This window comes from Enterobacter sp. JMULE2 (assembly GCF_013337145.1).
Classification (GTDB): domain Bacteria; phylum Pseudomonadota; class Gammaproteobacteria; order Enterobacterales; family Enterobacteriaceae; genus Enterobacter; species Enterobacter mori.
This window is the reverse complement of record NZ_SGWD01000010.1, coordinates 1,625,274-1,649,874: the sequence shown is the minus strand read 5'-3', so window position 1 is coordinate 1,649,874 and position 24,601 is coordinate 1,625,274. Positions and strand designations below refer to the sequence as shown.

Annotated in this window: 28 protein-coding genes; 23 read left to right on the top strand and 5 right to left on the bottom strand. The window is 54.7% G+C overall.

What is annotated here, in order from left to right; translation table 11 throughout:
- The 12 genes from EXW94_RS08590 to EXW94_RS08535 form a co-directional block, all read left to right on the top strand.
- On the top strand, window positions 1-333 hold a 333-nt coding region (locus tag EXW94_RS08590), incomplete at its 5' end, for a baseplate J/gp47 family protein (RefSeq protein WP_174339917.1).
- Between the two features lie 5 nt (window positions 334-338).
- Window positions 339-890: a phage tail protein I gene (locus tag EXW94_RS08585; protein WP_174339916.1), complete on the top strand. Its 552-nt coding sequence runs from the start codon at window positions 339-341 to the stop codon at window positions 888-890.
- Window positions 887-1,336: a phage tail protein gene (locus EXW94_RS08580; protein WP_174339915.1), complete on the top strand. Its 450-nt coding sequence runs from the start codon at window positions 887-889 to the stop codon at window positions 1,334-1,336. Before EXW94_RS08585 ends, EXW94_RS08580 begins: the two co-directional genes overlap by 4 nt.
- Complete coding sequence (locus EXW94_RS08575) at window positions 1,305-2,558, top strand: pyocin knob domain-containing protein (protein ID WP_174339914.1); 1,254 nt, start codon at window positions 1,305-1,307, stop codon at window positions 2,556-2,558. The genes EXW94_RS08580 and EXW94_RS08575 overlap by 32 nt, the downstream gene beginning before the upstream one ends.
- Before the next feature lies 1 nt (window position 2,559).
- Window positions 2,560-2,982, top strand: coding sequence for a tail fiber assembly protein (locus tag EXW94_RS08570; RefSeq protein WP_174339913.1), 423 nt, complete (start codon window positions 2,560-2,562; stop codon window positions 2,980-2,982).
- 43 nt (window positions 2,983-3,025) lie between these two features.
- Complete coding sequence (locus EXW94_RS08565) at window positions 3,026-4,501, top strand: phage tail sheath subtilisin-like domain-containing protein (protein ID WP_174339912.1); 1,476 nt, start codon at window positions 3,026-3,028, stop codon at window positions 4,499-4,501.
- Window positions 4,491-5,000: a phage major tail tube protein gene (locus EXW94_RS08560; RefSeq protein ID WP_174339911.1), complete on the top strand. Its 510-nt coding sequence runs from the start codon at window positions 4,491-4,493 to the stop codon at window positions 4,998-5,000. Before EXW94_RS08565 ends, EXW94_RS08560 begins: the two co-directional genes overlap by 11 nt.
- Before the next feature lie 63 nt (window positions 5,001-5,063).
- A complete protein-coding gene (locus EXW94_RS08555) occupies window positions 5,064-5,432 on the top strand; it encodes a phage tail assembly protein (protein ID WP_174339910.1) in 369 nt (122 codons plus the stop codon).
- Window positions 5,433-5,532: 100 nt separating this feature from the next.
- Window positions 5,533-7,107, top strand: a complete 1,575-nt coding sequence (locus tag EXW94_RS08550) for a hypothetical protein (protein WP_174339909.1) — start codon at window positions 5,533-5,535, stop codon at window positions 7,105-7,107.
- A gap of 40 nt (window positions 7,108-7,147) precedes the next feature.
- The gene (locus EXW94_RS08545; protein ID WP_174339908.1) at window positions 7,148-7,690 is read left to right on the top strand and encodes a phage major tail tube protein; all 543 of its coding nucleotides are present in this window, start codon (window positions 7,148-7,150) and stop codon (window positions 7,688-7,690) included.
- On the top strand, window positions 7,690-8,214 hold the full coding sequence (locus EXW94_RS08540; RefSeq protein ID WP_174339907.1) for a phage tail protein: 525 nt from the start codon (window positions 7,690-7,692) through the stop codon (window positions 8,212-8,214). The genes EXW94_RS08545 and EXW94_RS08540 overlap by 1 nt, the downstream gene beginning before the upstream one ends.
- A complete protein-coding gene (locus tag EXW94_RS08535) occupies window positions 8,204-8,377 on the top strand; it encodes a tail protein X (RefSeq protein WP_375336640.1) in 174 nt (57 codons plus the stop codon). Before EXW94_RS08540 ends, EXW94_RS08535 begins: the two co-directional genes overlap by 11 nt.
- Window positions 8,378-8,407: 30 nt before the next feature.
- Here EXW94_RS08535 and EXW94_RS08530 read toward each other — a convergent pair whose 3' ends face one another.
- Complete coding sequence (locus EXW94_RS08530) at window positions 8,408-9,022, bottom strand: hypothetical protein (protein WP_174339905.1); 615 nt, start codon at window positions 9,020-9,022, stop codon at window positions 8,408-8,410.
- Window positions 9,023-9,470: 448 nt separating this feature from the next.
- On the opposite strand from EXW94_RS08530, the gene EXW94_RS08525 reads away from it, so the two are divergent.
- Window positions 9,471-10,568, top strand: a complete 1,098-nt coding sequence (locus EXW94_RS08525; RefSeq protein WP_174339904.1) for a contractile injection system protein, VgrG/Pvc8 family — start codon at window positions 9,471-9,473, stop codon at window positions 10,566-10,568.
- Between the two features lie 124 nt (window positions 10,569-10,692).
- Here the strand turns inward: EXW94_RS08525 and EXW94_RS08520 are convergent, their stop codons facing one another.
- Together EXW94_RS08520 and EXW94_RS08515 are read right to left on the bottom strand one after the other, a co-directional pair.
- Window positions 10,693-10,941 (bottom strand): DinI family protein, encoded by a 249-nt coding sequence (locus EXW94_RS08520; RefSeq protein ID WP_174339903.1) that lies wholly within the window; start codon window positions 10,939-10,941, stop codon window positions 10,693-10,695.
- A 263-nt stretch (window positions 10,942-11,204) separates the two neighbouring features.
- Window positions 11,205-12,134: a formate/nitrite transporter family protein gene (locus EXW94_RS08515; protein WP_108416662.1), complete on the bottom strand. Its 930-nt coding sequence runs from the start codon at window positions 12,132-12,134 to the stop codon at window positions 11,205-11,207.
- 315 nt (window positions 12,135-12,449) lie between these two features.
- Here EXW94_RS08515 and mlaA point away from each other — a divergent pair, with 315 nt between their 5' ends.
- Entirely contained in the window at window positions 12,450-13,202 is a 753-nt protein-coding gene (gene mlaA / locus EXW94_RS08510) for a phospholipid-binding lipoprotein MlaA (RefSeq protein ID WP_010433199.1), read from the top strand.
- 45 nt (window positions 13,203-13,247) lie between these two features.
- Here the strand turns inward: mlaA and fadL are convergent, their stop codons facing one another.
- Window positions 13,248-14,531 carry a long-chain fatty acid transporter FadL gene (fadL, locus tag EXW94_RS08505; protein WP_010433202.1) on the bottom strand — a complete coding sequence of 428 codons (1,284 nt, stop codon included), beginning with the start codon at window positions 14,529-14,531 and terminating at the stop codon, window positions 13,248-13,250.
- A 372-nt stretch (window positions 14,532-14,903) separates the two neighbouring features.
- On the opposite strand from fadL, the gene EXW94_RS08500 reads away from it, so the two are divergent.
- The 4 genes from EXW94_RS08500 to sixA all read left to right on the top strand — a co-directional run bounded on the left by EXW94_RS08500 (window position 14,904) and on the right by sixA (window position 19,587).
- Window positions 14,904-15,188 carry a YfcZ/YiiS family protein gene (locus EXW94_RS08500; protein ID WP_174339902.1) on the top strand — a complete coding sequence of 95 codons (285 nt, stop codon included), beginning with the start codon at window positions 14,904-14,906 and terminating at the stop codon, window positions 15,186-15,188.
- A 246-nt stretch (window positions 15,189-15,434) separates the two neighbouring features.
- Window positions 15,435-16,745, top strand: a complete 1,311-nt coding sequence (gene fadI, locus EXW94_RS08495; RefSeq protein WP_174339901.1) for an acetyl-CoA C-acyltransferase FadI — start codon at window positions 15,435-15,437, stop codon at window positions 16,743-16,745.
- The gene (gene fadJ / locus EXW94_RS08490) at window positions 16,745-18,892 is read left to right on the top strand and encodes a fatty acid oxidation complex subunit alpha FadJ (RefSeq protein WP_174339900.1); all 2,148 of its coding nucleotides are present in this window, start codon (window positions 16,745-16,747) and stop codon (window positions 18,890-18,892) included. The genes fadI and fadJ overlap by 1 nt, the downstream gene beginning before the upstream one ends.
- A 209-nt stretch (window positions 18,893-19,101) precedes the next feature.
- A complete protein-coding gene (gene sixA / locus EXW94_RS08485; protein WP_003861375.1) occupies window positions 19,102-19,587 on the top strand; it encodes a phosphohistidine phosphatase SixA in 486 nt (161 codons plus the stop codon).
- A gap of 46 nt (window positions 19,588-19,633) precedes the next feature.
- Here sixA and smrB read toward each other — a convergent pair whose 3' ends face one another.
- A complete protein-coding gene (gene smrB, locus EXW94_RS08480) occupies window positions 19,634-20,185 on the bottom strand; it encodes an endonuclease SmrB (RefSeq protein WP_042718983.1) in 552 nt (183 codons plus the stop codon).
- Between the two features lie 145 nt (window positions 20,186-20,330).
- Between smrB and prmB the strand changes: the two genes are divergently transcribed.
- The 5 genes from prmB to EXW94_RS08455 are packed head-to-tail and all read left to right on the top strand — an operon-like array spanning window position 20,331 to window position 24,590.
- A complete protein-coding gene (gene prmB / locus EXW94_RS08475) occupies window positions 20,331-21,263 on the top strand; it encodes a 50S ribosomal protein L3 N(5)-glutamine methyltransferase (RefSeq protein WP_047353630.1) in 933 nt (310 codons plus the stop codon).
- 60 nt (window positions 21,264-21,323) lie between these two features.
- Complete coding sequence (aroC, locus tag EXW94_RS08470; protein WP_174339899.1) at window positions 21,324-22,409, top strand: chorismate synthase; 1,086 nt, start codon at window positions 21,324-21,326, stop codon at window positions 22,407-22,409.
- 2 nt (window positions 22,410-22,411) lie between these two features.
- The gene (mepA, locus tag EXW94_RS08465; RefSeq protein ID WP_174339898.1) at window positions 22,412-23,236 is read left to right on the top strand and encodes a penicillin-insensitive murein endopeptidase; all 825 of its coding nucleotides are present in this window, start codon (window positions 22,412-22,414) and stop codon (window positions 23,234-23,236) included.
- Window positions 23,236-24,045, top strand: coding sequence for a sulfite exporter TauE/SafE family protein (locus EXW94_RS08460; RefSeq protein ID WP_089597892.1), 810 nt, complete (start codon window positions 23,236-23,238; stop codon window positions 24,043-24,045). The genes mepA and EXW94_RS08460 overlap by 1 nt, the downstream gene beginning before the upstream one ends.
- On the top strand, window positions 24,045-24,590 hold the full coding sequence (locus tag EXW94_RS08455) for an elongation factor P hydroxylase (protein ID WP_010433224.1): 546 nt from the start codon (window positions 24,045-24,047) through the stop codon (window positions 24,588-24,590). Before EXW94_RS08460 ends, EXW94_RS08455 begins: the two co-directional genes overlap by 1 nt.
- Window positions 24,591-24,601: the final 11 nt, after the last annotated feature.

Here is a 24,601-nt window from a genome sequence, read left to right as displayed (position 1 = left end):
GCAGTGCATGCAGCGGTTAACTCAAAGGAAGTGCGCCCCATCACGGATTATGTCACGACGCAATCTGCAGGCATCGTGCCTTACGGCGTGGTGGCCGATGTGTACATTCCCTATGGGCTGGATGCCGATGTCGTGATGGACACAGCCAGAAAGGCGCTGGATACGTACACAGAGAGCGTGCACCGCGTGGGTGGCGTGGTGGCGCATTCCGGCATTGACGGCAGTCTGCATCAGCCGGGGTCGTGCGCGTTGTCATTCATGAGCCGCCGGACGACATTCTCTGCAACATGGGTGAGGCCCCCTGGTGCCGCGGGATTGAGCTTAATAAGGTGATCTCAATGGCGACTGACATTCGCTCCATTCTGCCGCCTAATGCCTCTTCACCGGAGCGCGCTCTTGAGCTTGCGCATGCCGGGCGCATTACCGGCGTTCCCGTCCCGGTACGCGATGCGAAGAACCCTGACTCCTGCCCGGCGGAGCTGCTTCCCTGGCTGGCGTGGGAATACGGCGTCGATACCTGGAACACGGACTGGACGGAACAGGAGAAGCGTAACGCGATTAAACGCGCAGCGTATATCCACCGGCATCGCGGCACACCGGCGGCAGTCGAAATGTCGCTGTCTGACAGCCCGTTCAGCACACATATTACCGAGTGGTTTGAGCAGACACCACGCGGCGAACCCTATACCTTCGGTCTGGATGTGATTCAGGACGGCAGACCCATCACGCAGATGGATCATCAGGACCTCAAAAACGCGGTGCTCCGGGCGAAAAATCTTCGCTCGTGGTTCAGCATCTCTTTTCGCGGAGAGGTGTCGGGTGATGCAATTCTGGCGGGATATATCGTTGCCAGCGAGACCGTGACGTTTACAACAGGAGGATCACAGTGACAGCAGGACTGATATTAACGCAGGCCGGCGCGGATGAAATTGAGGCTGCCTACCAGGCGGGGAAGGTCGTCAGCATTGTTGCAGCGGCTTTCGGCGATGGCGGCGGCAACCCGGTGGTTGTGAGTCCCTCAGCCACCGCTCTGGCTGGACGCTTCGGCGAAGTCCCGCTTTCTGCAGGCGAGACGATTGACGGCATGATTGGTGGGATGGCGATCATCCCCTGTGCGGATTACCCTGGCAGAGTGGTGCGTGAGTTCGGGCTGGAAAGCGAAAGCGGCACGCTGATTGCGTATGGCGCTTATCCTGATACCTACCTCCCTGGGCAGAGTGACAGCGTGATAAAGGAGCTGATTGTTAAGTTTGTGATGCCACTGGTTCACGCGCAGAGCGTCACTCTGGTTGTGGACCCCAGCATTGCCATTCTGTACGCAGGAAAACGGCGATAAACGTTATTATCGTCGAAGCCTCAGGCTCCAGGAGGTTCAGGATGAGGGTGGCCGCCGCCCAGCAGGACTCCGCGAAAACATCGGATGCGGTACGGCAGCAACGAAAGACTGGGGATACCTCTCCGGCAAACTCTTGCCGCACGGGGCGTATGGGATTGGCAACTACACCCCACTACCAGGCTCACCGACAGAAGGGGGAAACACCCTTGAGAGCATGGCCACGTATACGGGATTTTATGCCCATAGAGGTGGATTTAACAACCAGGGGTACGGCTACGGAATGCCGACGGAACTCGTGGACGGTGAGGATTACGCCGTCATAGCAGTCAAAGCATCACAGACGCCAAACAGGGTATTTGGTCTGGTGTGGGCTGATGACGGGCTGTGGTTTGACACGCTCGATCAGGGCATGGCGGGGCGTAAAAAATGGGCCAGAGTCTTTTCCGACCGCCACCCGCCGAGCGCTTCGAATGTTGGCGCTCTGCGACTGCAACTGACAAATCTCAGCGTCGACTTAAACACCATGGGGGCGCAGACTGATGCTGGCCTTTATCAGCAGCAGCTTACGGCGAATGCAACCACGGCCAACCATTACCCGATAAATGAAGCGGGTTCTTTACTGGTATCCCCGAGTGCTTACGGCTGCCAGCAGGAATATACCTCCTACAGTAGTCGTCGGAAATTCATTCGCGGATTAACGAGCAACTGGACTGGTTCGGGTCCGTGGTCTGAATGGGCGGAAATGTACGGGCCCAGCAACAATCCAGCGCCTGATGATGTTAACTGCATTCAGCGCGACGGCTGCCATATCGGCGGTTTTGCGTCAGGGGATGCAGCGCGGCCGTACATGCGCCATACGGCCAGCAATGTTGCCGTAGAGCTGGCGAAAGTTGGCGATTCTTACACCAAAACAGAATCCGACGCGCGTTACGGCGGCGGAAAGACAACGACCGGGACCAACAACGCCTACTACACGCATGCAAACGGCGTTGTGTTTATGCAGGCGGTCAGGAGTATTGTAGTCGGTAATAACTCCACAGTGACGGTAACACTGCCAACATCCTTCCCTAACGGAATTCTGGGGGTTGGGGCAAGCTTCTACGGTACCGGGGGGCAAGACCAGGACTCCTATTATTTGTGCACGCCAGTCGGTAAAAACCAGGTGACTATCAATACCCACAACTGCAATGGCACGTTCTCGCTAATCGTTTCAGGTTATTAAAATGAAAAAGTATTTCAGTAATTCAGAGAGCAGCTTTTACGTCGAAGAGACGGTGATTGCCTATCGTGATAATGAGATTCCTCTGCCGCCAGACCTCTTTGAGATAACGGAGGAGGAGTATCAGTCTTTCATGGTATCGCCTCACGGAATGACGCCGCATTACAACATCAAAAATAAAGCCATGGAATGGGCTGCCGTTGCTCTGCCTGAGCCTGATTATGTTGACGAGGCTGAAAAGCTAAAAGCCCGATTAATGCGGGATGCTGAAGCGATTATTGCGCCCCTGCAGCGTGCGGTGAAATACGCTATTGCCACAGAATCCGAAAAACAGATGCTTGAGCAGTGGGAGGTTTACACCGTCCTGCTGAGCCGGGTTGATACGTCCCTGGCTCCGGATGTCGAGTGGCCGCCAGTTCCAGTATGACCCGCTTCGGCGGGTTTTTTTTCATCTTAAATCAGGAGGCCAGATGGGTGGCTTGCACGGAATAGATATGGTGTCCGCCGGCGGCGGGCTGCGAAGCATTACGACAGTATCCACGGCGATTATCGGGCTTATCGGCACCGCGCCGGATGCTGAGGGGGCAACGCCTGCTTCTGTAAACCTCGGGTCTGCGCTACTGGATAATGCCTTTACGCTGACGGCGGGTGAAAATTACCCCGGGCGTGCAGGGAACGCCCTGAGCGTGGAAGCAGTGGCGGGAGCTGAGGCGGGCAGTGCGATTACTGTTGCGCTGGATAAGGGGGTGCTGGTCATCACGCTGGCAGTGGACGAGCGGGGCGAAGTGACCTCAACGGCGGCTGCCGTGGTTGAGGCTATCAGTCAGTCCGGTACTGGTATCGCAGCACGACTTAACGGAAATGCCGGAAACGGCGTGGTGGAGCCTTTTACCCGTCAGTCTTTCACCGGGGGGCAGGATGAGCCTTTCCCTGTGAACACACCCTGGGTTATTGCAGGGAGTGAGGCGCATGCTGCCCGACTGGGTGAGGGCGGAACATTAAAAACGGCGGTGACTGAGATCCTGAGTCAGACCGGTGCGCTGATTGTCGGTATCCGCGTCAGCGATGCCCCGACGGTAAAGGCCGGGGAGACGGTTATCGGCAATATCATCAGCGGGATGCAGGGATTTTTGCTTGCCCAGACAAAGACGGGAAATCAGCCCCGGGTGTTCATCGCCCCTGACTTTTCTGAAGATGATGGTGTTGGAAAGGCACTTGAAGCAATTGCTGAAAGAATGAAGGGGGTCGCTTATCTCGACAGCCCTTCGATGGCAACGCCACAGGAAGTTGTTGCACGTCGTTCTATGTACGGCGAGCGTGTGGAGATTTTGCGTCCGCGCGTGCTGACAACCGACGGTAGCGGTCAGATGGTTTATCGACCCTATTCGGCATTTGCTGCGGGTCTGCGCGCTCGGATTGACAGCGAGCTGGGGTACTGGTGGTCTAAATCGAATCAGGTGGTTAAGGGGTTCTCCGGCGTTGAACAGCCGGACAGCTGGTCTGTCGGGGATGAAAACAGCGTGGCGAACCAGCTGAACATGAATAATGTCAGCACCATCATCCAGTATGGTGGCTTCCGCCACTGGGGAAACCGCAACTGCAGCAACGATCCCCTTCGCTGGTTCGAATCTGCGGTGCGCACGGATGATGTGCTGCGCGCGTCGATTCAGGTTGGCCTCCTCCCCTACGTGGATGCGCCACTGGATATCATGCTGGCGCGGGATGCGGTCGAGTCAGTAAACAGTTATCTGCGCGAACAAAAAGCGCTGGGTGCCATTCATGGCGGTGAAGCCTGGCTCGATCCCGAGCTGAACACAGAGGCAACGCTTGCCGCCGGTCATCTCTATATCGACTACGACTATGGCTTCAAATCGCCGGCAGAGCGCATCACCTGCCGCGTTCATGTGAATACTGAATATGCCGAGGAGGCCTTTGGTGGGCAATAATTACTTAAAAAGCTGGGCGCTCTGGGTTAACGGCTCCCATATTCCCGCTGCGATGGAATACACCCCGCCGGCGCTGGCTGTAATCGAATCGGAATTCAGGGCGGGTCACATGGACATACCGACCATCCTTGATGACGGTATGGAGGCGCTGTCTGTCACCATGAAGCTGAAAGGGGTGGATGAGCGCGTGCTGGCACTTTTTGGTTTTCAGGCCGGTGGCCGCCCGCGTTTTGCGGTGCGTGAGGGGTATATTGGCGGGAATGGCAATGAATTTCTGACCGACGAAATGAGCGGCCTGATCACCCGCTACGAGTCAGATGCGCGCACGGAGTCCGAGCGCGCGAAGTGTGGTGTGACCATCACCCTCCGTCCTGATGTCTACAAGCGCACATTCAATCAAAAAGAGCTGATTTACATTGAGCCCCTGCAGGGGATCCGCCGCGTTAATGGCGTGGAGCCGTTTGGCGATATTAATAAATGGGTTATGGGCCGAAGCTGATCCTGACCTGAAAACCTGAACATCACGGGCGCTGCGGCGCCCTTTTTTTATCCCGGAGAAAACATGACCTACCCTGTTGAGACTGTCACCATAACGCTGTACACCCCCATCAAAGACGCCGCAGGCAATGAGATAACGCAGCTGTCTATGCGCGAGCCGAAAGTATTTGACCGGATCCGCCAGAGCTATCTCAAAGGCACGCCAGAAGAGAACGAGGCTGACATGATTGCCGGGCTGTGCGAAGTCCATCCTGACATCATCAAAAATCTGACGACCGCCGATTATCGACAGCTGGAGGATCAGTTCATCGTTTTTACGGCACCTCCGTCCGAACGCGCCGAAGCCAGGAAGGCACTGGCATCAATGCGCGCGGAGATGCGGGAGGCCGCGATGACTCGGCACCTGGCGAGCGGGATATTCAGCGGGGAATAGTGCTGCTATCGCTACGCATCCCCGGCTGGAATGTGGACAGCATCCTGAACCTGCCTTTCCGGGTGTTAATAAATTTCCTTGAACTCACGGACAAAGAATCATGAGTGTCATATCCAGTTCGCTTAAATCGACCATTACCTTTGGCGGCGTTGTCAGCCAGAGCTTTACGCGTTCAACAAAGACCCTGGATGCGTCGCTGAAAGGTACCGAGCGACGAACCGCCGATCTGACGCGTCAGCAGCAGGAGCTAGCAAAGCAAATCGCAGCGGGTGTGATGGCGGGCCAGTCAGTCGAGAAACTCCGAAACCGGTATGCCAGACTGACGGAGCAAATCCGCGAAACCGAGCGCGAGCAGAGCAGACTTAATCTTTCGATGCGCATGCGCGGAGCAGGGGTCGCCACGCTTAAGGGCGGCTTATGGGCCGGGAAGGCCGCGCTTGCCGGTGGTGCCATGGGGCTGGGTGGCATCATGGCAGCGGGGACGGCTGCTGTGGCGCTGAACGCCCACACGGCAGAACAGGCCGGAATGGCCCGCTCTTATGGTGTCAGCACCAACACTTTCCGCGCCTGGGACGGCATCGGGAAACAGATGGGGCTCAGCGGCGAGAATCTGGGCGATCTGGCCGAAGAGCTGGCAAACAAGGTGGGGGAAATTAATTCTCTGGGCGAGCAGTCGTCGGTAACGGACGGTCTGAAAATGATGGGCCTTAACCTCTCAGACCTGAAGGGAAAGAGCAACGAAGACCAGATGGCAACCGTCCTCAACCGCGCCCTGAAAATGAATGATGAGCAGGCAGCCCGCTCTGCCGTTGATATGATCATGGGCGGTGAAGCCAACAAAATTGCCGCCTGGATGAGGATGTCCGGCAAAAAATATGAAGAACTGATGGCGGTTCAGAAGCGTTACATTCTGACCACAGAAGACTCAGACGAGGCGGCGGCGAAAGGGCAGTTTGCGCTGTCAAATCTGTGGGTGTCCGTCTCAACGGCAGCCCAGAGTGTGCTGGGTACGCTGGCTGGTGAGCTGGCCCCCTCCATCACGAAATATGCCGATGATTTCTCGGGGTGGTTTGCGCACGGCGGCAGGGAACTCCTGGTCAGCAGGCTGAAGAGCTTTGGAGGTGGGATCAGCGACTTCTGGACAAACAACCTTCAGCCCGTGCTCAGCGCTCTCTGGAGAGGGCTGGAAGTGCTTGCGGAAAAAATAAACGAGTGGTTCCCAAGCATCGAACAGGAGCTCAGGGGAACCAGGACTGCAGAAGAGGCCTATAACATAGGCTGGCGAGAATCCGAATCAACGCAGCGCAAGCAGGCCGAGGCGCGTGGAGATGATTTCATTTTCGATACCTCAAGGGCCAGACAGGGTGCGCTGGCAATGCAGGATAAATGGCGCGAAATTCAGAATGACAAGCAGGTCGCTAAAGCACGTGATATTCGTGATTACGACAGACCAGAGTCAAGGGACAGCGCGTTTCTTGGGCTTCTTAAGCCTCAAAATACGCCAAAGGCTCCCGTTACGCCTCTGCGGCAAAGCAATAATCTGAGCGTGACCGTCATTACACAGCCCGGTGCCGATGCGCAGCAAATTGGTGACGCGGTAGGTGCAAAGGTATTTGATGTATTTGCACCCACGGCGGGAGCTGGCATGTATACCCCTGCGTCACTGGGCGGGTGACAGGGCCGCCAGACAATATTTCATTAAAACGAGTGAGCAAATGTCATACCTGAAAAACTGGTCTGTATGGCTGCGCGGCAGTCAGCTGCCGGTTACCGTTGAATACAGGCCGCCCACGATGGCGCTTCGGCAGGCCAGTTTTATGGCTGGAGATATGGACGCGCCTCAGGGTATTGATAACGGGATCGAGGAGATGACCGTCTCGTTGCGAATGATCGGCATCCAGTCTCAATTATTTTTCCTCGGCCTCAATACCCGCCTGACCGTGCGTGAGGGCTATACCTCCCATGCCGGAGGATATACCGGCGTTGAGGATGTGATTGAGGGACGCGTTATCCGCCTGGAGCCAGACCCAAGGCCTGCGCAGGGGCGCGCAGAAACCGGGACCACTGTAACGCTGAGTATCGCGTTTTACAAACGCTCGGTAGACGGGCGCGAGCGCATCCTGCTTATCCCCGGCCAGGGCATCAGGCGCGTCAACGGCCTTGATATGCTGTCGCTGACCAGCCTGATGGTGCTTGTGAGCTCCACGCAGGCTGACTCAGGCTTTGAGCTGATTGATTTTTTGTCGGAGGGTAACTGATGGATGATTTACTTGAATTTGCGCGTGTCATTCCGGATCTGGGGCTTGCTGCTCTGGATCTGGGCGTAAAATATCATTTTAAAACCATGATGACGCTCGGCTCCTTTCAGTTCTGCGTGGATGAGGCGGCTTACCAGAGCTTTCAGCGCACGCTCAGCTGGCGCTGGGGTGAGCAACAACGCTTCGGTCAGATGGATTCGCTGCAGTACGTCGGTCAGGCTGTTCCGGTAATTAGCTTTTCGGGTGAGGTATTTACGGACAGGCGACGCCTTTCCGTTCGCCCGCAGGAGTGGGCGATTGGCACCGCGCCCGTGCGCGAGATGTCGCTAATAGGGGACACCAGGACACCACAGCTTCTCATCTCAGGTATAGGGGAGATCCTCGGATACTGGGTCGTGACGGATTTTTCAGATACGGCAGACCGCTTTTTGATGGCCGGGTTACCAAAGCATCAACAATTTACGATGACGATTAAATACTATGGCGAAAATATATACGACGCGGGCGGGGGATATGCTGGATGAAATCTGCTGGCGATTTTACGGCGCGGAGCAGGAAATGATCGCCGTGCTTGAAGCCAACCCAGGCCTTGCCGAACTCGGCGATGTGTACCCTGCCGGAATAAAAATAACGCTTCCTGATAAGGTTGCCACCCCCGTCATGCAGGCGGAAACCCTCTGGAGCTAAAATAAAGCCCGCGGTGAGCGGGCGTTAAATTCATGTTGGAGAAGAGGGAAAAATAAATTTAGTTATGGTTAATATCAGTGCAGACAATCCGATTAGCGTCCCTATGGTCCACATAATCTGTTTATTTGAGGCCTTATTTATAGCCGACTCAAGCTGATCTTTAGTTGCCATGTCATCAAGGCGCTTGTTAGTTGCCTCAAGCTGGCTCTTAGTTGACTCAAGCTGATCCTTGGTTGCCATGTCATCAAGGCGCTTGTTAGTTGCCTCAAGCTGGCTCTTAGTTGACTCAAGCTGATCCTTGGTTGCCATGTCATCAAGGCGCTTGTTAATTGCCTCAAGCTGATCCTTAGTTGCCATGTTGCCAAGACGCTTGTTAGTTGCCTCAAGCTGGTCTTTGGATAGAGAAAAGTCTTGCTGGAGAAGTGACATATTTACATTCAGCTGCCCCAGCGTGTGCTTTATTTCGCGGGCATCACTACGTAATTCGGATACGTCTCGTTTGATATATTCTACGTCGGATTCAAGTTTGGCGACGCGTACTTCCAGATCTGACATATCACCTCCACCTCCGGAAAAATGGTTTTTTCTGTCCTCTTTGCGAGGAAAAGCCGTCATGATCACATTATTTTTATGCTCATTTGTCATGCGACTCTCCGCGCCTATCTATCCAGTCTAGCACAGGATATACAGCAAAGTGGCAGGTAAAGCCGCAGTTATTGCAAATGATCCGGAACTGGTAGTGTATCAAAGATGGAGGTGTTGAGCTTCCTGATAATAGTTGCACAAAATTTACGTAAGTCTGTTCACTGCTGCCATCTGCTGACAGTGATACTTCCTGAGTTTGCGGGATACCTATATTTTCGCTCTTGCACATTAGGCACCTAATAACATCGACACCCCTGCTGGACAAAAATTCAGAGAGTAGGTCTGGAGTGATGATTTTCAGACGTTCCTGCAGCTTTTTTACACCTTGCATTTGAGATACTCGTCATCCTGATGAGGGGCGGTAAATTAGCACAAGCCATGCCATTCCGGTTACTGATCATTTACTCAGCAGTGCTGCGATAGAGAACTTCAAATGGAGATAAACGCCATGACAAATCCACGCCCCTGGTTGCCGGGATTTTCCCTCACAGCCGAAAACAAAGATATTACAGCGGAAATCAGTCGTTACCTGACAAGCCTTACATTGATTGACTATGGCGCGAACGACGAAGATCCGCAGTCCGACAGCCTGACCATCAACCTGGTTTCTCCCACCCTCAAGCTTCCACCAAAGGGAACCCGGTTACGCCTTGCGCTGGGGTTTGATGGCATCCTGGTGGATAAGGGGGTTTTTATTGTTGATTCAGTAGCCCTTCAGGGTCCTCCGCGCACCATGACTATTACCGCCCTTGCCGTTCCCGGCGACAATACCAAAGGGGCCGGCACCATGCAGTCCCAGAAAGTTCGCCACTGGGAGGGCGTGACGCTGGGAGAAATTGTCACGACTATCGCGAAAGAGAATGGCATGACCCCAAAAGTCAGCGCATCGCTGGCGAAGGTGAACCCTGGCTATCTTGACCAGTACAAAGAGAACGATGCAGAGTTTCTGGCGCGCCTGGCCAGGCAGTTTGGGGCGGTCAGCAAGGCTGGCGGTGGGTGCTGGATATTTGCGGAGCGGGGGAGCGGCGTCAGTCCTGGCGGCAAAGCTCTGCCATCTCTGACCATCACCCCTTCAGGCCAGACGCACTGGCAGTTTTCGCACCGGAGTAAATCAAAAACAAAATCGCGCAGCGCACATGGAAGCGGCAAGGGAACGATAACGATCAGCTACCTTGATGCTACTACTGGTAAAACCAGCACGATCAGCTCGGGCAGTGGCGATCCGCATGCTCGCCCCAGCTTTACCCACCCAAGTCGGGCGGCAGCAGAGCAGTACCTTCAGAAACACATGCGTGAAATCGCTGCAGCTGAGCAAAAACAAGAAGAAGGTAAGGATAAGAAACCGAAAAAGCCAAAGCCTGAATATCTGATGAGCATGTCTATTTCGATGCCAGCCACTCCGGAGCTGGTGGTGTTGAGTCCTGAATGCAAAATTACGACAGATGGATTTGACGAGCAGGCCGACAGGGAATGGGTGGTGGAGAACGTGGCGTTTCACCTTGAGCCCGGCAGCGGGATGAGCATCAGCGTGGAGTTGAGGCGTTAATCCGGGTTTTCGAAAGATTACGCCTGACATATGGCCCTAAAAATGATTTTCTTCTGGTATGGGGGCAGCTACCTCCCCTTTTTCGGTTTTTGAGAAATGGTTGTAACGGCCAGTAAAACTATTTTTAATAGGTTGAGTCAGTAACAAGCCACATATCGGATTGATCGAACATTTCCTCCAGCATGCGGTTCAGCTTTTCCCGATCGCTTTTGCTGGCATCGCTATTCAGGCCGTTCGCCTGCATCGGCTTCACCCTCACTTCGGCATCAGGGAAAATCTGGTGCACTCGTTTCGTCAACTCGGCCAAGATGATCTCCCTGGCCCCTTTGAGCCCCTCAACATTACGCTTGTCATAAACCAGTTCTACGAACATAAGTGCTCCGCTAATTACTGTTTTAATATACAGTATTAAAGCTTTTGCGATTGCATACGTCAAGTGCATGTCAAATTTTTAATTTGTGTACATATTTGAGTACAATCTTAATTATTTTAATTATTATTAATTCAATAATATCAACGAATTGCTTTGCTTTTAATCTATATCCATTTAACTAAGGGGACGAGGCGGCACGAGTATAGCGTTATTTACACTTTGCGTTAAGCGCATTGCCGCCTGACTGCTCAAAGAGTCACCATTCAGGCCGATTTTTTTGCCGATTTTTCATTATCTTCCTGCGCCTTGAGCTCGGCCTTACGCTTGTTCGACATATCATTGCGGATTTGCGCATGGCTCAACAGCGCGAAGATAAAGGTCCCGCCGCAAATATTGCCCGCCAGCGTTGGCAGGGCGAACGGCCAGAAGAAATCGCTCCAGTGTAGCGTGCCATTAAAGACCAGATAGAGAATTTCAACGGTACCCACCACGATGTGCGTGGTATCGGCGAGCGCAATCAGCCAGGTCATCAGAATGATCACCACAATTTTTGCGCTGCCTGCCGAGGGGAACATCCACACCATGGTGGCGATGATCCAGCCGGAGATAATCGCATTCGAGAACATCTCTAAGGGCGTGTTTTTCATCACATCCATGCCAATTTTTACAAACGCATCCCGGGTGGGCTCATCAAATATCGGCATATACTCAAAGGCCCAGGCTGCGATGCCTGTACCAATGATATTCCCAAGCAATACCACGCTCCAGAGCCGCATCAGCAAGCCGAAATTGCCCAGGGTAGGGTTTTGCATCACGGGCAGCACGGCAGTGACGGTGTTTTCAGTAAAGAGCTGCTGGCGCGCCATGATGACGATGATAAAGCCGAAGGTGTAGCCAAGATTCTCCAGTAAAAAACCACCCGGCACGCCCTCCAGCTGGACATGAAATATGCCTTTGGCCAGCAGCGACGCACCCATCGAGAGACCCGCAGCAATCGCCGACCAGAACAGGGCCATGGCGTCGCGTTCCATCTCCTTTTCACCATCCTGACGTATATGCTCGTGGATCGCCATCGCACGGGAGGGCAGGCGATCTTCGTCAATTTCTATCTTCTCGCCACGCTCTTTTTCCTCACTCTCAATTTCTACGTCCTCATTGCTCTCGCCAATTTTTTCTTCGCCCACTTCTTTCATAACCGCTCCTGGAGGATGATCTTTCTTTTAAGCGTAGCGGCTTTTATCGTGATGCCTGTGGGGATGCTCTTAAATTGGTGGCAATGGCAACAAAGGTGATACATCTCTTTCAAAGACATTATAAAATTGCCAGCGAAACGAATTCCTAAAGCCAGGCTATGCTGAGATCAGAGTGACGGTGGTTACTGCCCGTAATTGTGCTCATAGACATCGGGAAACGTGCTGTTACAATCACTTGCACGTTTTCATACGGAGCGCCAGATGCTCCGTTACGGATGGCAATCAACGATAGCCATACTGAACAGGGAGATAATTATGAAACTTCGGCTGTCGGCGCTTGCGCTGGGCGCGACGATGCTTGTGGGCTGCGCCAGCTCCGGGGAGCAAACGGGACGCTCCGATCCTCTTGAAGGGTTTAACCGCTCGATGTACAGCTTCAACTATAACGTGCTGGATCCGTATGTGGTTCGCCCGGTAGCGGTGGCATGGCGCGATTATGTTCCGCAACCTGCGCGTAATGGATTAAGCAATTTCACCAGCAACCTGGAAGAGCCAGCGGTGATGGTGAACTATTTCCTGCAAGGTGACCCGTATCAGGGGATGGTGCACTTTACGCGCTTCTTCCTGAACTCCCTGCTGGGTATGGGCGGCTTCATTGATGTCGCGGGCATGGCAAACACAAAACTGCAGCGTGAACAGCCGCACCGTTTCGGCAGCACGCTGGGGCATTACGGTGTAGGTTATGGTCCGTATGTGCATCTGCCGTTCTATGGCAGTTTCACCGTGCGTGATGATGGCGGCGATATGGTGGATACGCTGTATCCTGTGCTGTCATGGCTGACCTGGCCGCTGTCGATTGGTAAGTGGACGGTGGAAGGGATTGAAACGCGTGCGCAACTGCTGGACTCTGACGGTCTGCTGCGCCAGTCTTCCGATCCGTATATCATGGTGCGTGAAGCGTACTTCCAGAACCATGACTTCATTGCCAATGGCGGCAAGCTGAAGCCGGAAGATAATCCGAACGCGAAAGCCATCGAGAATGAACTCAAAGATATCGATTCGGAATAAATAAAAAAGGTGAGCGATGCTCACCTTTTTTGATCCCTGCGCGAATTAGAACGCGTAGTTGAAGTTGGTACCGAACAGCCAGGCTTTACCTTCAGAGGTGAACTCGTAAGGGCCTTCCTGGAACGTCACTTTCTGACCGTGCATATAAGAGACGCCAGCGTCGACTGACGCATTCTCGTTGAATGCATAGGTTGCACCAGCACTCAGCCAGAAGCGGTCCTGATCCGGGATGGAGATGGAGCGCTTATCAGCCGGAACCGGGCTATCATCAAAAGCGATACCGGTACGGAACGTCCAGTTGTCGTCCATATAGTAGGTTGTACCCAGCGCAATACGGTATGCGTCGTGGAAACTTTCGTCCTTATAGAACAGCGTCTGACCATTGGTGCCGGTCGCTTTCAACTCTTCGAACTGACTCCAGCTGGTGTATGCCAGGCTATAGTGAATAGCCCACTGTGGTGCGACGCGGTTGTAACCGGAGACTTCCCACATTTCTGGCAGATGCAGTGACAGTGAACCTGGTACGGTCTGGTTTGACGTGCCCCACGGGATGGTGGTGCCTGCACCCGGAACCATGCCGTTTACAGGGCTCAGGATGCCGCTTTTGTAATCGCCATCGAAATCAATTTTCACTTCTGAGCGATAGGTCAGACCCCAGCGGTTATTTTTGTCCAGCTCATACAGAATACCCGCGTTCCAGCCGTAGCCCCACTCATCGCCCTTCAGGCTGGCGATCTTGTTGCTGTTTTTCGGCAGAGCGGCAGTTTGTTCACCGGTATAACGCTCAATTTTGGCATCAGCGTAGACGGCATCAAAGCCCAGGCCGAAGCTCCAGTTGTCATTGAGACGATACGCGCCGCTCAGGTTCAGGTTGAGGGTAGTTAAATCGGTTTTGCCCCCATATTCGCCTGCCGGGTAATTGTTATTGAACTCGGTTGCCAGACCATAGTTAGAGGTGACTGACGCACCCCAACCAAATTGTTCATTAATCGGCGCAACGAAGTGCAGGTTAGGTACCCACGCTGTCGGCGCAATGTTATCCGCTTTCAGGCTCGCGCCGGTGAAAGGCGATTTGCCGGAAATATTGACATCAGGATCGATGTAAACCGCACCAGCAGAGAAGGTCGGGCGATCGAACATCATGATAAGCGCAGGGTTACGACTTGCGTTACCTGCGTCATCAGCAATAGCGCCTTCCCCGGAATATGCACGGCCAAGGCCAGAGGAAGAAAATTCGTTTAACTGGAAGCCCGCTGACCAGGCGGACGTTGAGACGATTGCCACTGCGACTGCCAGCGCAGTCTTTTTGAACAGGGTTTTCTGGCTCATGACCATAACCTCATTGAGTTATTTTTATTCAATAATTGTTACATACCGTAACAGGAGCGCGAAGTGTAGGGTCTGAGGTATGACATACAAATCAGACCAGTGGCGTGAGTATAGGTCTGACCAGCTAATATGTTGCAAGTTTGTTTATTAATATTTTCAAACATGTTTCTTGAAACGAGATCTGGTTGGCAAAATTGTGACCAGCGAGACTCACCCGAAAGGGTGAATTTTGTTTTAGATCATTTTTTAGTGTGATATTGCTCACTTATCCGATTTTGCGTCATTAACGGCTGGAGAGAGCCAACGGCGGGGCGTAAAATATCAGCATCGTGTTTATCTCGCGCTTCGCGCGAATACAGAGGAAATTGAGCTATGAGTAAATGCAGTGCTGATGAAACCCCGGTTTGCTGCTGTATGGATGTTGGCACCATCATGGACAACACCGATTGCACCGCGTCTTACAGCCGTGTATTCACTAGCCGTGCCGAAGCGGAAGAAACCCTGGCCGCGCTGAGTCAACGTGCGCGTGAAGTCGAATCCGATCCGTGCGAAATCAAGTCGACCTTTACCGAAGTGGAAGGTGGCATGAAGCTGGACATCGATTTTGTTTTTGCGTGTGAAGCTGAAACGCTGATTTTCCAGCTGGGCCTGCGTTAACCCTTTTGCCCGGCGGCGCTTCGCTTGCACGGGCCTACGATCGTGTAGGCCGGGTAAGGCAACGCCGCCACCCGGCAACAAAACCGCACAAATGCCTCTGCCATGCAGGGGCATTTTCTTTTTCTTCTCTGTGCCTTAGCTCGCACTTTTTCGTTTCCCCGATTGGCTGAATGTAAAAAAATGGTTAAGACTGTTATCAGGTCAGACCACTTTATATTTGTGTAAAGTTTTTTACAGGGGAATGTTATGAGTCAGGCATTACCGCTTATCACCCGACAAGGTGATCGCATTGCCATTGTTAGCGGGTTGCGAACGCCGTTTGCGCGTCAGGCAACCGCCTTTCACGGTATACCGGCCGTCGATCTGGGGAAAATGGTCGTAGGCGAGATGCTGGCTCGCAGCGAAATTCCGCCTGAGGTCATCGAACAGCTGGTCTTCGGCCAGGTCGTGCAGATGCCTGAAGCCCCCAACATTGCACGTGAAATTGTTCTCGGCACGGGAATGAATGTGCACACCGATGCCTATAGCGTCAGCCGCGCCTGCGCGACCAGCTTTCAGGCGGTGGCTAACGTGGCCGAAAGCCTGATGGTGGGGACTATCCGCGCGGGTATCGCGGGCGGGGCGGACTCCTCTTCAGTGCTGCCGATTGGGGTCAGCAAAAAGCTGGCACGTATCCTCGTGGATGCTAACAAGGCCCGCACGACAGGCCAGAAACTTAAACTCTTCTCGCGTTTACGCCTGCGCGATCTGATGCCTGTTCCGCCCGCGGTGGCTGAATATTCAACCGGCCTGCGCATGGGCGATACCGCTGAGCAGATGGCGAAAACTTACGGCATCACCCGCGAACAGCAGGATGCGCTGGCGCATCGTTCGCACCAGCTCGCTGCGAAGGCCTGGTCGGAAGGTAAACTTGCCGACCAGGTGATGGCGGCTTACATCCCGCCTTTCCGAGAACCTCTGGTGGAAGATAACAATATTCGCGGCACCTCGACGCTGGCGGATTACGCAAAACTGCGCCCGGCGTTTGACCGTAAACATGGCACCGTTACGGCGGCCAACAGTACGCCTCTGACGGACGGTGCTGCGGCCGTGATCTTGATGACCGAATCCCGTGCGAAGGAGCTTGGCATCACCCCGCTGGGTTATTTGCGAAGCTATGCGTTTACGGCGATTGATGTCTGGCAGGACATGTTGTTAGGTCCAGCCTGGTCCACGCCGCTGGCGCTGGAGCGCGCGGGGCTGACGCTGGCTGACTTAACCCTGATCGATATGCACGAAGCCTTTGCCGCACAAACCCTGGCAAACATCCAGCTGCTGGCAAGCGAGCGCTTCGCGCGCGATGTACTGGGCCGCGCCCACGCGACCGGCGAAGTGGATCAGAGTAAGTTTAACGTGCTTGGCGGATCCATCGCCTACGGCCATCCGTTTGCGGCAACGGGCGCGCGTATGATTACCCAAACGTTACATGAACTTCGTCGCCGCGGCGGTGGGTTTGGTCTCGTTACCGCCTGCGCGGCAGGCGGTCTTGGCGCAGCAATGGTTCTGGAGGCTGAATAATGGACATGCCATCTGCATTCAATCTGACGGTTCGCCTCGACAACGTGGCCGTTATCACTATTGATGTGCCTGATGAAAAGATGAATACCCTGAAGGCCGAATTTGGCGTTCAGGTGCGCGCGATGCTAAAGCAGCTCCGCGAAAACAAAGCCATTCGCGGTCTGGTGTTTATCTCGGCCAAGCCGGATAACTTTATTGCCGGGGCCGATATCAACATGATTGCCCGCGCGCAAAGCGCTCAGGAAGCCGAAGAGCTGGCGCGTCAGGGGCAGCAGGTGATGGCTGAGATCCACGCCCTGTCGTTTCCGGTGATTGCTGCCATTCACGGCGCTTGTCTGGGGGGCGGTTTAGAGCTGGCGCTGGCCTGCCATAGCCGCATTTGTACCGATGATGCAAAAACGGTGTTAGGCCTGCCGGAAGTGCAGTTAGGCTTGTTACCTGGCTCGGGTGGAACGCAGCGTTTACCGCGTCTGGTGGGGGTGAGTACCGCGCTGGAGATGATCTTAACCGGCAAGCAACTGCGCGCCCGTCAGGCGCTGAAAGTGGGACTGGTCGATGAAGTGGTTCCCCACTCGATTTTGCTGGAGGCCGCCGTTGAGTTGGCCCTGAAAGGGCGTCAGGCAAAACGTCCTCTTCCTGTGCGTGAGCGCGTGCTGGCAGGACCACTGGGGCGCGCGCTCCTGTTCAGCATGGTAAGCAAAAAGACCGAGCAAAAAACCAAAGGCAACTACCCGGCGGCGAAGCGCATTCTTGAAGTGATTGAAATCGGCTTGTCACAGGGCAGCAGCAGCGGTTATGCCGCCGAGGCAAAAGCCTTTGGTGAACTGGCGATGACGCCGCAGTCTCAGGCGCTGCGCAGCATCTTCTTTGCCAGCACTGACGTCAAAAAAGATCCGGGAAGCGAAGCTGAGCCTGCGCCGCTGCGCGCCGTTGGCGTGCTGGGGGGCGGGCTGATGGGCGGTGGAATTGCGTTTGTCACTGCCAGCAAAGGCAAATTGCCGGTGCGTATCAAAGACATTAATCCTAAGGGAATCAACCACGCGCTTCAGTACAGCTGGCAGAACCTTGATCAGAAGGTTAAACGCCGCCATATCAAAGCAAGCGAGCGCGATAAAACACTCGCGATGATCACTGGCACCACGGACTACCGCGGTTTTGCACATCGCGATCTGGTGATAGAAGCCGTGTTTGAAGATCTGGCGCTCAAGCAGCAAATGGTGGCAGACGTTGAACAGCATTGCGCCCCGCATACCATCTTTGCTTCAAACACCTCGTCATTGCCGATTGGCGACATCGCGGCGAAAGCCGCACGACCGGAGCAGGTGATTGGTCTGCACTTCTTTAGCCCGGTTGAAAAAATGCCGCTGGTGGAGGTTATTCCACACGCGACCACCAGTCCGCAAACCGTTGCCACGGTGGTCAAGCTCGCGAAAAAGCAGGGCAAAACGCCGATTGTCGTGGCAGATAAAGCAGGCTTCTACGTCAATCGCATTCTGGCTCCCTACATTAATGAAGCAATGCGGTTGCTGACGGAAGGGGAGAAAATTGAGCACGTCGATGAGGCGCTGGTGAAGTTTGGTTTCCCTGTCGGCCCAATCCAACTTTTGGATGAGGTAGGAATAGATACCGGCACTAAAATTATACCTGTACTGGAAGCTGCTTACGGAGACCGTTTTAGCCCCCCTGCAAACATTGTTTCTGCAATTTTGAAGGACGATCGCAAAGGCAGAAAAAATGAACGCGGTTTCTATCTTTACGGGGCAAAAGGGCGTAAAAGCAAGAAACAGGTCGACCCTGCGGTTTATGGGCTTATTTCTGTTACCGGTCAGGGAAAACTGTCGTCAGCGCAGTGTGCTGAGCGTTGTGTGATGATGATGCTCAACGAAGCGGCGCGCTGTTTCGGCGAACAGGTGATCAAAAGCGCACGCGATGGTGACATCGGTGCCGTATTTGGTATTGGTTTCCCGCCGTTCCTTGGCGGCCCGTTCCGGTATATGGACACCCTCGGGGCGGGTGAAGTGGTTGCAATTCTGCAACGTCTGGCTTCGCAATATGGTCCACGGTTTACACCCTGTGACGAATTATTGCAGATGGCGGAACGGGGCCAGACATTTTGGCCTGCAAGGGAAACTGTCCTCGTAAGCTGAGGTCAAAGAAGGGTAAATCCTTCGGTGAAGAGACCTGTTTTGGCGAATTTGTAAACAGAGATTGACTATACTTACGCCATTGAGGTAAAAAACAGCGTTTCATTCACCGAATGGATCAGGCACAATGCCCGGCCATCGGGTTTTCTACCTCCCAGCTTTAATCGCGGGTAGTCAACGCCGGTGATTCTGGTTAACAAAAGCGGTGCAATATGCAAGTTTTTATCATGCGTCACGGCGACGCGGCACTCGATGCCGCCAGTGACTCAGTACGTCCTTTGACAGTCTGTGGCTGCGACGAATCCCGTCAAATGGCTACCTGGCTTAAAGGTCAAAAAGTGGACATTGAACGCGTTCTGGTGAGTCCGTTCCTGCGTGCAGAACAGACGCTGGATGTGGTCGGGGAGTGTATGAACCTGCCTTCCAGTGTGGATGTTCTTCCTGAACTCACGCCGTGTGGCGATGTGGGTCTTGTGAGTGCCTATCTTCAGGCGCTGTGCAATGAAGGTGTCGCTTCCGCACTGGTCATTTCCCACCTGCCGCTGGTCGGCTATCTGGTATCTGAGCTGTGCCCTGGCGAAACGCCGCCTATGTTCACGACCTCCGCCATTGCCAACGTCACCCTGGACGAAACCGGCAAAGGTGTCTTTAACTGGCAAATGAGTCCGTGCAACCTGAAGATGGCAAAAGCGATCTGACGTGACGTGCGATATGGCGGGGTGCAATGTGCTTCCCGCCATCCTGTCAGGGTAACTCTGGCGGCTGCCATTCCTCGACTTCAATCAACACCAGCAATGCGGCATCTCCGCCGTACTCTTTGGGTGCCTGATGAAACGCCATCACGTGTGGATGCTGAGCCAGCCACAGCGGCGTCTGTTGCTTGAGAATATGTTTGCCGTGACCGTGCATCACGCAGGCGCAAAAAACGTGTTCGCGACGACATGCCGCAATCAACGCCCCCAGCTCCTGTTTCGCCTGCATCTGGGTTAACCCGTGCAGATCGAGAAACAGCTCCGGTGAATAGTCCCCACGGCGTAACTTTTTCAGCTCAAAATGGCTGACGTCTTCACGTACGTACTTCACAGCCCCCTGCGTGTTGAGCAGAGGCTGAAATTCATCTGAAAAATAGTGGCTGTTATCGGCCTGCTCCTGGAGCAGTCGCTTGACCGGCACTTCGCTGATTTTTTTGCGCTGAGGACGATGAACGATGGTGTCCTGCGTGATTTTACGCGTCCCGGTCATCAGCTGTCGGAAGAGTGTCTGATCCTCCTCGCTGAGCGATGTTTTCTTTTTCATTTGGTATTCTCATCTCGTATTTCCGATAGTGTACCCGACTAAACGCATTTTTTAACCTCAAGCGGTACGCGTCATTGCTGATTTATCGCCGTCTTCATGGCAAACTAGCCGCCGAAAATTATGCGAGCATGCCCTGGAGGAAAGAGTGGATAAAATTTTTGTCGATGAAGCAGTAAACGAGCTGCATACCATACAGGACATGTTGCGCTGGTCGGTTAGCCGCTTCAGCGCCGCCAACATCTGGTACGGTCACGGTACCGATAACCCGTGGGATGAGGCCGTTCAGCTGGTGCTCCCGTCCCTCTACCTGCCGCTGGATATTCCGGAAGACATGCGTACCGCGCGCCTGACCTCCAGCGAGAAGCACCGCATCGTTGAGCGCGTGATCCGCCGCGTGAACGAGCGTATCCCGGTCGCCTACCTGACCAATAAAGCCTGGTTCTGCGGCCACGAGTTCTATGTTGATGAACGCGTGCTGGTGCCGCGCTCACCGATTGGTGAGCTGATTAACAACCACTTTGAAGGACTGATTAACCATCAGCCGCAGCACATTCTGGATATGTGTACCGGCAGTGGCTGCATTGCGATTGCCTGTGCCTATGCCTTCCCGGAAGCGGAAGTGGACGCGGTCGATATTTCCACCGACGCGCTGGCCGTAACCGAGCACAACATTGAAGAGCACGGCCTGATCCATCACGTTACGCCAATTCGCTCTGACCTCTTCCGCGATCTGCCGACGCTGCAGTACGATCTGATCGTCACCAATCCGCCGTACGTCGATGCAGAAGACATGTCCGATCTGCCAAACGAATATCGCCATGAGCCGGAGCTGGGCCTGGCATCAGGCTCTGACGGTCTGAAGCTGACCCGCCGCATTCTGGCCTGTGCGCCGGATTACCTGACCGATGACGGCGTTCTGATTTGTGAAGTGGGCAACAGCATGGTACATCTGATAGAGCAGTACCCGGATGTGCCGTTCACCTGGCTCGAGTTCGACAACGGCGGTGATGGCGTCTTTATGCTGACCAAAGCCCAGCTGCTCGACGCGCGCGAATACTTCAGCATCTATAAAGATTAATCCAGCGGGCTTCGGCCCGTTTCACAACGCTCAAACACAAACAACAACATCGGAGCCGTGATGGCAGGAAACAGTATTGGACAGGTATTCCGTGTGACCACCTTTGGGGAGTCGCACGGGTTGGCACTCGGTTGCATCGTCGACGGCGTACCGCCGGGCATCGAACTGACCGAAGCAGATTTACAGCACAACCTCGACCGTCGACGTCCGGGTACCTCTCGCTACACCACGCAGCGTCGCGAGCCGGACCAGGTCAAAATTCTTTCCGGCGTCTTTGAAGGGCGCACCACCGGGACCAGCATTGGTCTGCTGATCGAAAACACCGATCAGCGCTCCCAGGACTACGGCGCCATCAAAGACGTTTTCCGTCCGGGCCACGCCGACTACACCTACGAACAAAAGTACGGCTTCCGTGACTATCGCGGTGGCGGACGCTCTTCCGCGCGTGAAACCGCGATGCGCGTGGCGGCAGGGGCGATTGCCAAGAAATACCTGCAGCAGAAATTTGGCATCGTTATCCGCGGCTGTCTGACCCAGATGGGCGACATTCCTCTGGCGATCAAAGACTGGGATCAGGTCGAGCAAAACCCGTTCTTTTGCGCGGATGCCGACAAGCTAGAGGCGCTCGACGAACTGATGCGCGGCCTGAAAAAAGAGGGCGATTCCATCGGTGCGAAAGTCACCGTGGTGGCTGACGGCGTTCCGGCTGGCTGGGGCGAGCCGGTATTTGACCGTCTCGATGCTGACATCGCCCACGCGCTGATGAGCATCAACGCGGTGAAAGGCGTCGAGATTGGCGACGGTTTTGATGTGGTTCAGCTTCGCGGTAGCCAGAACCGCGACGAAATCACGAAAGCGGGCTTCCAGAGCAACCATGCGGGCGGCATTCTGGGCGGTATCAGCAGTGGGCAGCAGATTGTTGCCAACATCGCACTGAAGCCGACTTCCAGCATTACCGTGCCGGGCCACACGATTAACCGCTCTGGTGAAGAAGTTGAGATGATCACCAAAGGACGTCACGATCCGTGCGTGGGGATCCGCGCGGTGCCGATCGCAGAAGCGATGCTGGCGATCGTGTTGATGGATCACTTCCTGCGCCAGCGCGCGCAGAATGCGGATGTGACGACCACCATTCCACGCTGGTAAACATGAAAAAAACCGCAATTGCTCTGCTGGCGCTGCTCGCCAGTGGGGCCTCTCTGGCAGCCACGCCGTGGCAAAAAATCACCCATCCGGTGGCGGGGAGTGCGCAGTCCATCGGTGCCTTCTCTAACGGCTGCATCGTGGGCGCGCAGGAACTTCCGCTGCAGTCGGACACCTATCAGGTGATGCGTACCGATCAGCGCCGCTATTTCGGCCATCCGGATCTGGTGTTGTTTATACAGCGCCTTGGTAATCAGGTGCATAACCTGGGGCTGGGCACGATGCTGATCGGCGATATGGGGATGCCTGCCGGGGGCCGCTTCAACGGCGGTCACGCCAGCCACCAGACCGGACTGGATGTCGATATCTTCTTACAGCTGCCGAAAACGCGCTGGACGTCTTCGCAGCTGCTGAAACCGCAGGCGCTGGATCTGGTCGCGAGCGACGGTAAGCACGTAGTGCCGTCCCTGTGGACGCAGGAAGTCTCCAGCATGATCAAGCTGGCGGCAGAAGATAACGACGTCACGCGGATTTTCGTTAACCCGGCCATCAAGCAACAGCTCTGTCTGGATGCCGGAACGGATCGCGACTGGCTGCGCAAAGTGCGTCCGTGGTTCCAGCACCGTGCACATATGCACGTTCGTCTGCGCTGCCCGGCGAACAGCCTGGAATGTGAAGATCAGCCGCTTCCACCGCCTGGCGATGGCTGTGGTTATGAACTGCAAAGCTGGTTTGAACCGGCGAAGCCTGGAACCTCTAAGCCTGAGAAGAAGACACCGCCTCCGTTGCCGCCTTCCTGCCAGGCGCTACTGGATGAGCATGTACTTTAATGGATAATTTCGTCGATCTGTTTATGGTGTCACCGCTGCTGCTGGCGGTGCTCTTTTTTGTTGCGATGCTCGCCGGGTTTATCGATGCGCTGGCGGGTGGGGGCGGTTTGCTGACGGTTCCGGCGCTGCTGGCGGCGGGCATGAGCCCGGCTCAGGCGCTGGCTACTAACAAGCTGCAGGCCTGCGGTGGGTCGCTCTCGGCGTCGCTCTATTTTATCCGCCGCAAGGTGGTGAGCCTGGCCGATCAGAAGCTCAATATTCTGATGACCTTTATTGGCTCGACGTCGGGCGCGCTGCTGGTTCAGCACGTGCAGTCTGATATTTTGCGTCAGATCCTGCCGATTCTGGTTATCTGCATTGGCCTGTACTTTTTGCTGATGCCAAAGCTCGGTGAAGAGGATCGCCAGCGTCGCCTGCACGGCCTGCCGTTTGCGCTGGTTGCCGGGGGCTGTGTAGGTTTTTATGACGGTTTCTTCGGCCCGGGCGCAGGCTCGTTTTACGCGCTGGCTTTCGTGACGCTGGCCGGGTTCAACCTCGCCAAATCCACCGCCCATGCCAAAGTGCTCAACGCGACCTCAAACGTCGGCGGCCTGCTGCTGTTTATCATTGGCGGCAAGGTTATCTGGGCAACCGGCTTTGTAATGATGGTGGGCCAATTTTTAGGCGCGCGCGTGGGCTCGCGTCTGGTATTGAGCAAGGGGCAAAAGCTGATCCGCCCGATGATTGTTGTGGTCTCGGCGGTGATGAGCGCCAAACTGCTTTATGACAGCCATGGACAGGAGATCCTCACCTGGTTGGGGATGCACTAATGAACAGTACGCATAACTACGAACAGCTGATTGAGATTTTCGACGGCTGTTTTGCTGATGATTTTAATACCCGTCTGATTAAAGGCGACGACGAACCGATCTATCTTCCTGCTGATGCAGAGGTTCCGTATAACCGGATCGTTTTCGCACATGGCTTTTACGCCAGCGGTTTGCACGAGATTTCGCACTGGTGCATTGCGGGGAAAGCACGTCGCGAGCTGGTGGACTTCGGTTACTGGTATTGCCCGGACGGGCGTGACGCCGCAACTCAGGGCCAGTTTGAAGATGTTGAAGTCAAACCCCAGGCGCTGGAGTGGCTGTTCTGCGTGGCGGCGGGTTTCCCGTTCAACGTGAGCTGCGACAACCTGGAAGGCGACTTCGAGCCGGATCGTATCGTCTTCCAGCGCCGCGTTCACAAGCAGGTGATGGAATATCTTGAGAAGGGCATCCCGGAACGTCCGGCGCGCCTGATCGAGGCTTTACAGAATTATTACCACACGCCGGAGATCACGGCGGAATGCTTCCCTTGGCCGGAAGATCTTTAACAGAGGAAAGA

What these genes read in the sequence shown, in the direction of transcription:
- EXW94_RS08555 (WP_174339910.1), top strand. Translation starts at nt 5,064, where the DNA reads ATGACCTACCCTGTTGAGACTGTCACCATAACGCTGTACACCCCCATC.
- EXW94_RS08530 (WP_174339905.1), bottom strand. Translation starts at nt 9,022, where the DNA reads ATGACAAATGAGCATAAAAATAATGTGATCATGACGGCTTTTCCTCGC.
- EXW94_RS08525 (WP_174339904.1), top strand. Translation starts at nt 9,471, where the DNA reads ATGACAAATCCACGCCCCTGGTTGCCGGGATTTTCCCTCACAGCCGAA.
- EXW94_RS08540 (WP_174339907.1), top strand. Translation starts at nt 7,690, where the DNA reads ATGGATGATTTACTTGAATTTGCGCGTGTCATTCCGGATCTGGGGCTT.
- EXW94_RS08500 (WP_174339902.1), top strand. Translation starts at nt 14,904, where the DNA reads ATGAGTAAATGCAGTGCTGATGAAACCCCGGTTTGCTGCTGTATGGAT.
- sixA (WP_003861375.1), top strand. Translation starts at nt 19,102, where the DNA reads ATGCAAGTTTTTATCATGCGTCACGGCGACGCGGCACTCGATGCCGCC.
- smrB (WP_042718983.1), bottom strand. Translation starts at nt 20,185, where the DNA reads ATGAAAAAGAAAACATCGCTCAGCGAGGAGGATCAGACACTCTTCCGA.
- EXW94_RS08565 (WP_174339912.1), top strand. Translation starts at nt 3,026, where the DNA reads ATGGGTGGCTTGCACGGAATAGATATGGTGTCCGCCGGCGGCGGGCTG.
- EXW94_RS08520 (WP_174339903.1), bottom strand. Translation starts at nt 10,941, where the DNA reads ATGTTCGTAGAACTGGTTTATGACAAGCGTAATGTTGAGGGGCTCAAA.
- EXW94_RS08545 (WP_174339908.1), top strand. Translation starts at nt 7,148, where the DNA reads ATGTCATACCTGAAAAACTGGTCTGTATGGCTGCGCGGCAGTCAGCTG.
- EXW94_RS08570 (WP_174339913.1), top strand. Translation starts at nt 2,560, where the DNA reads ATGAAAAAGTATTTCAGTAATTCAGAGAGCAGCTTTTACGTCGAAGAG.
- EXW94_RS08460 (WP_089597892.1), top strand. Translation starts at nt 23,236, where the DNA reads ATGGATAATTTCGTCGATCTGTTTATGGTGTCACCGCTGCTGCTGGCG.
- EXW94_RS08515 (WP_108416662.1), bottom strand. Translation starts at nt 12,134, where the DNA reads ATGAAAGAAGTGGGCGAAGAAAAAATTGGCGAGAGCAATGAGGACGTA.
- EXW94_RS08455 (WP_010433224.1), top strand. Translation starts at nt 24,045, where the DNA reads ATGAACAGTACGCATAACTACGAACAGCTGATTGAGATTTTCGACGGC.
- EXW94_RS08550 (WP_174339909.1), top strand. Translation starts at nt 5,533, where the DNA reads ATGAGTGTCATATCCAGTTCGCTTAAATCGACCATTACCTTTGGCGGC.
- EXW94_RS08585 (WP_174339916.1), top strand. Translation starts at nt 339, where the DNA reads ATGGCGACTGACATTCGCTCCATTCTGCCGCCTAATGCCTCTTCACCG.
- aroC (WP_174339899.1), top strand. Translation starts at nt 21,324, where the DNA reads ATGGCAGGAAACAGTATTGGACAGGTATTCCGTGTGACCACCTTTGGG.
- EXW94_RS08535 (WP_375336640.1), top strand. Translation starts at nt 8,204, where the DNA reads ATGCTGGATGAAATCTGCTGGCGATTTTACGGCGCGGAGCAGGAAATG.
- fadL (WP_010433202.1), bottom strand. Translation starts at nt 14,531, where the DNA reads ATGAGCCAGAAAACCCTGTTCAAAAAGACTGCGCTGGCAGTCGCAGTG.
- fadI (WP_174339901.1), top strand. Translation starts at nt 15,435, where the DNA reads ATGAGTCAGGCATTACCGCTTATCACCCGACAAGGTGATCGCATTGCC.
- fadJ (WP_174339900.1), top strand. Translation starts at nt 16,745, where the DNA reads ATGGACATGCCATCTGCATTCAATCTGACGGTTCGCCTCGACAACGTG.
- mepA (WP_174339898.1), top strand. Translation starts at nt 22,412, where the DNA reads ATGAAAAAAACCGCAATTGCTCTGCTGGCGCTGCTCGCCAGTGGGGCC.
- mlaA (WP_010433199.1), top strand. Translation starts at nt 12,450, where the DNA reads ATGAAACTTCGGCTGTCGGCGCTTGCGCTGGGCGCGACGATGCTTGTG.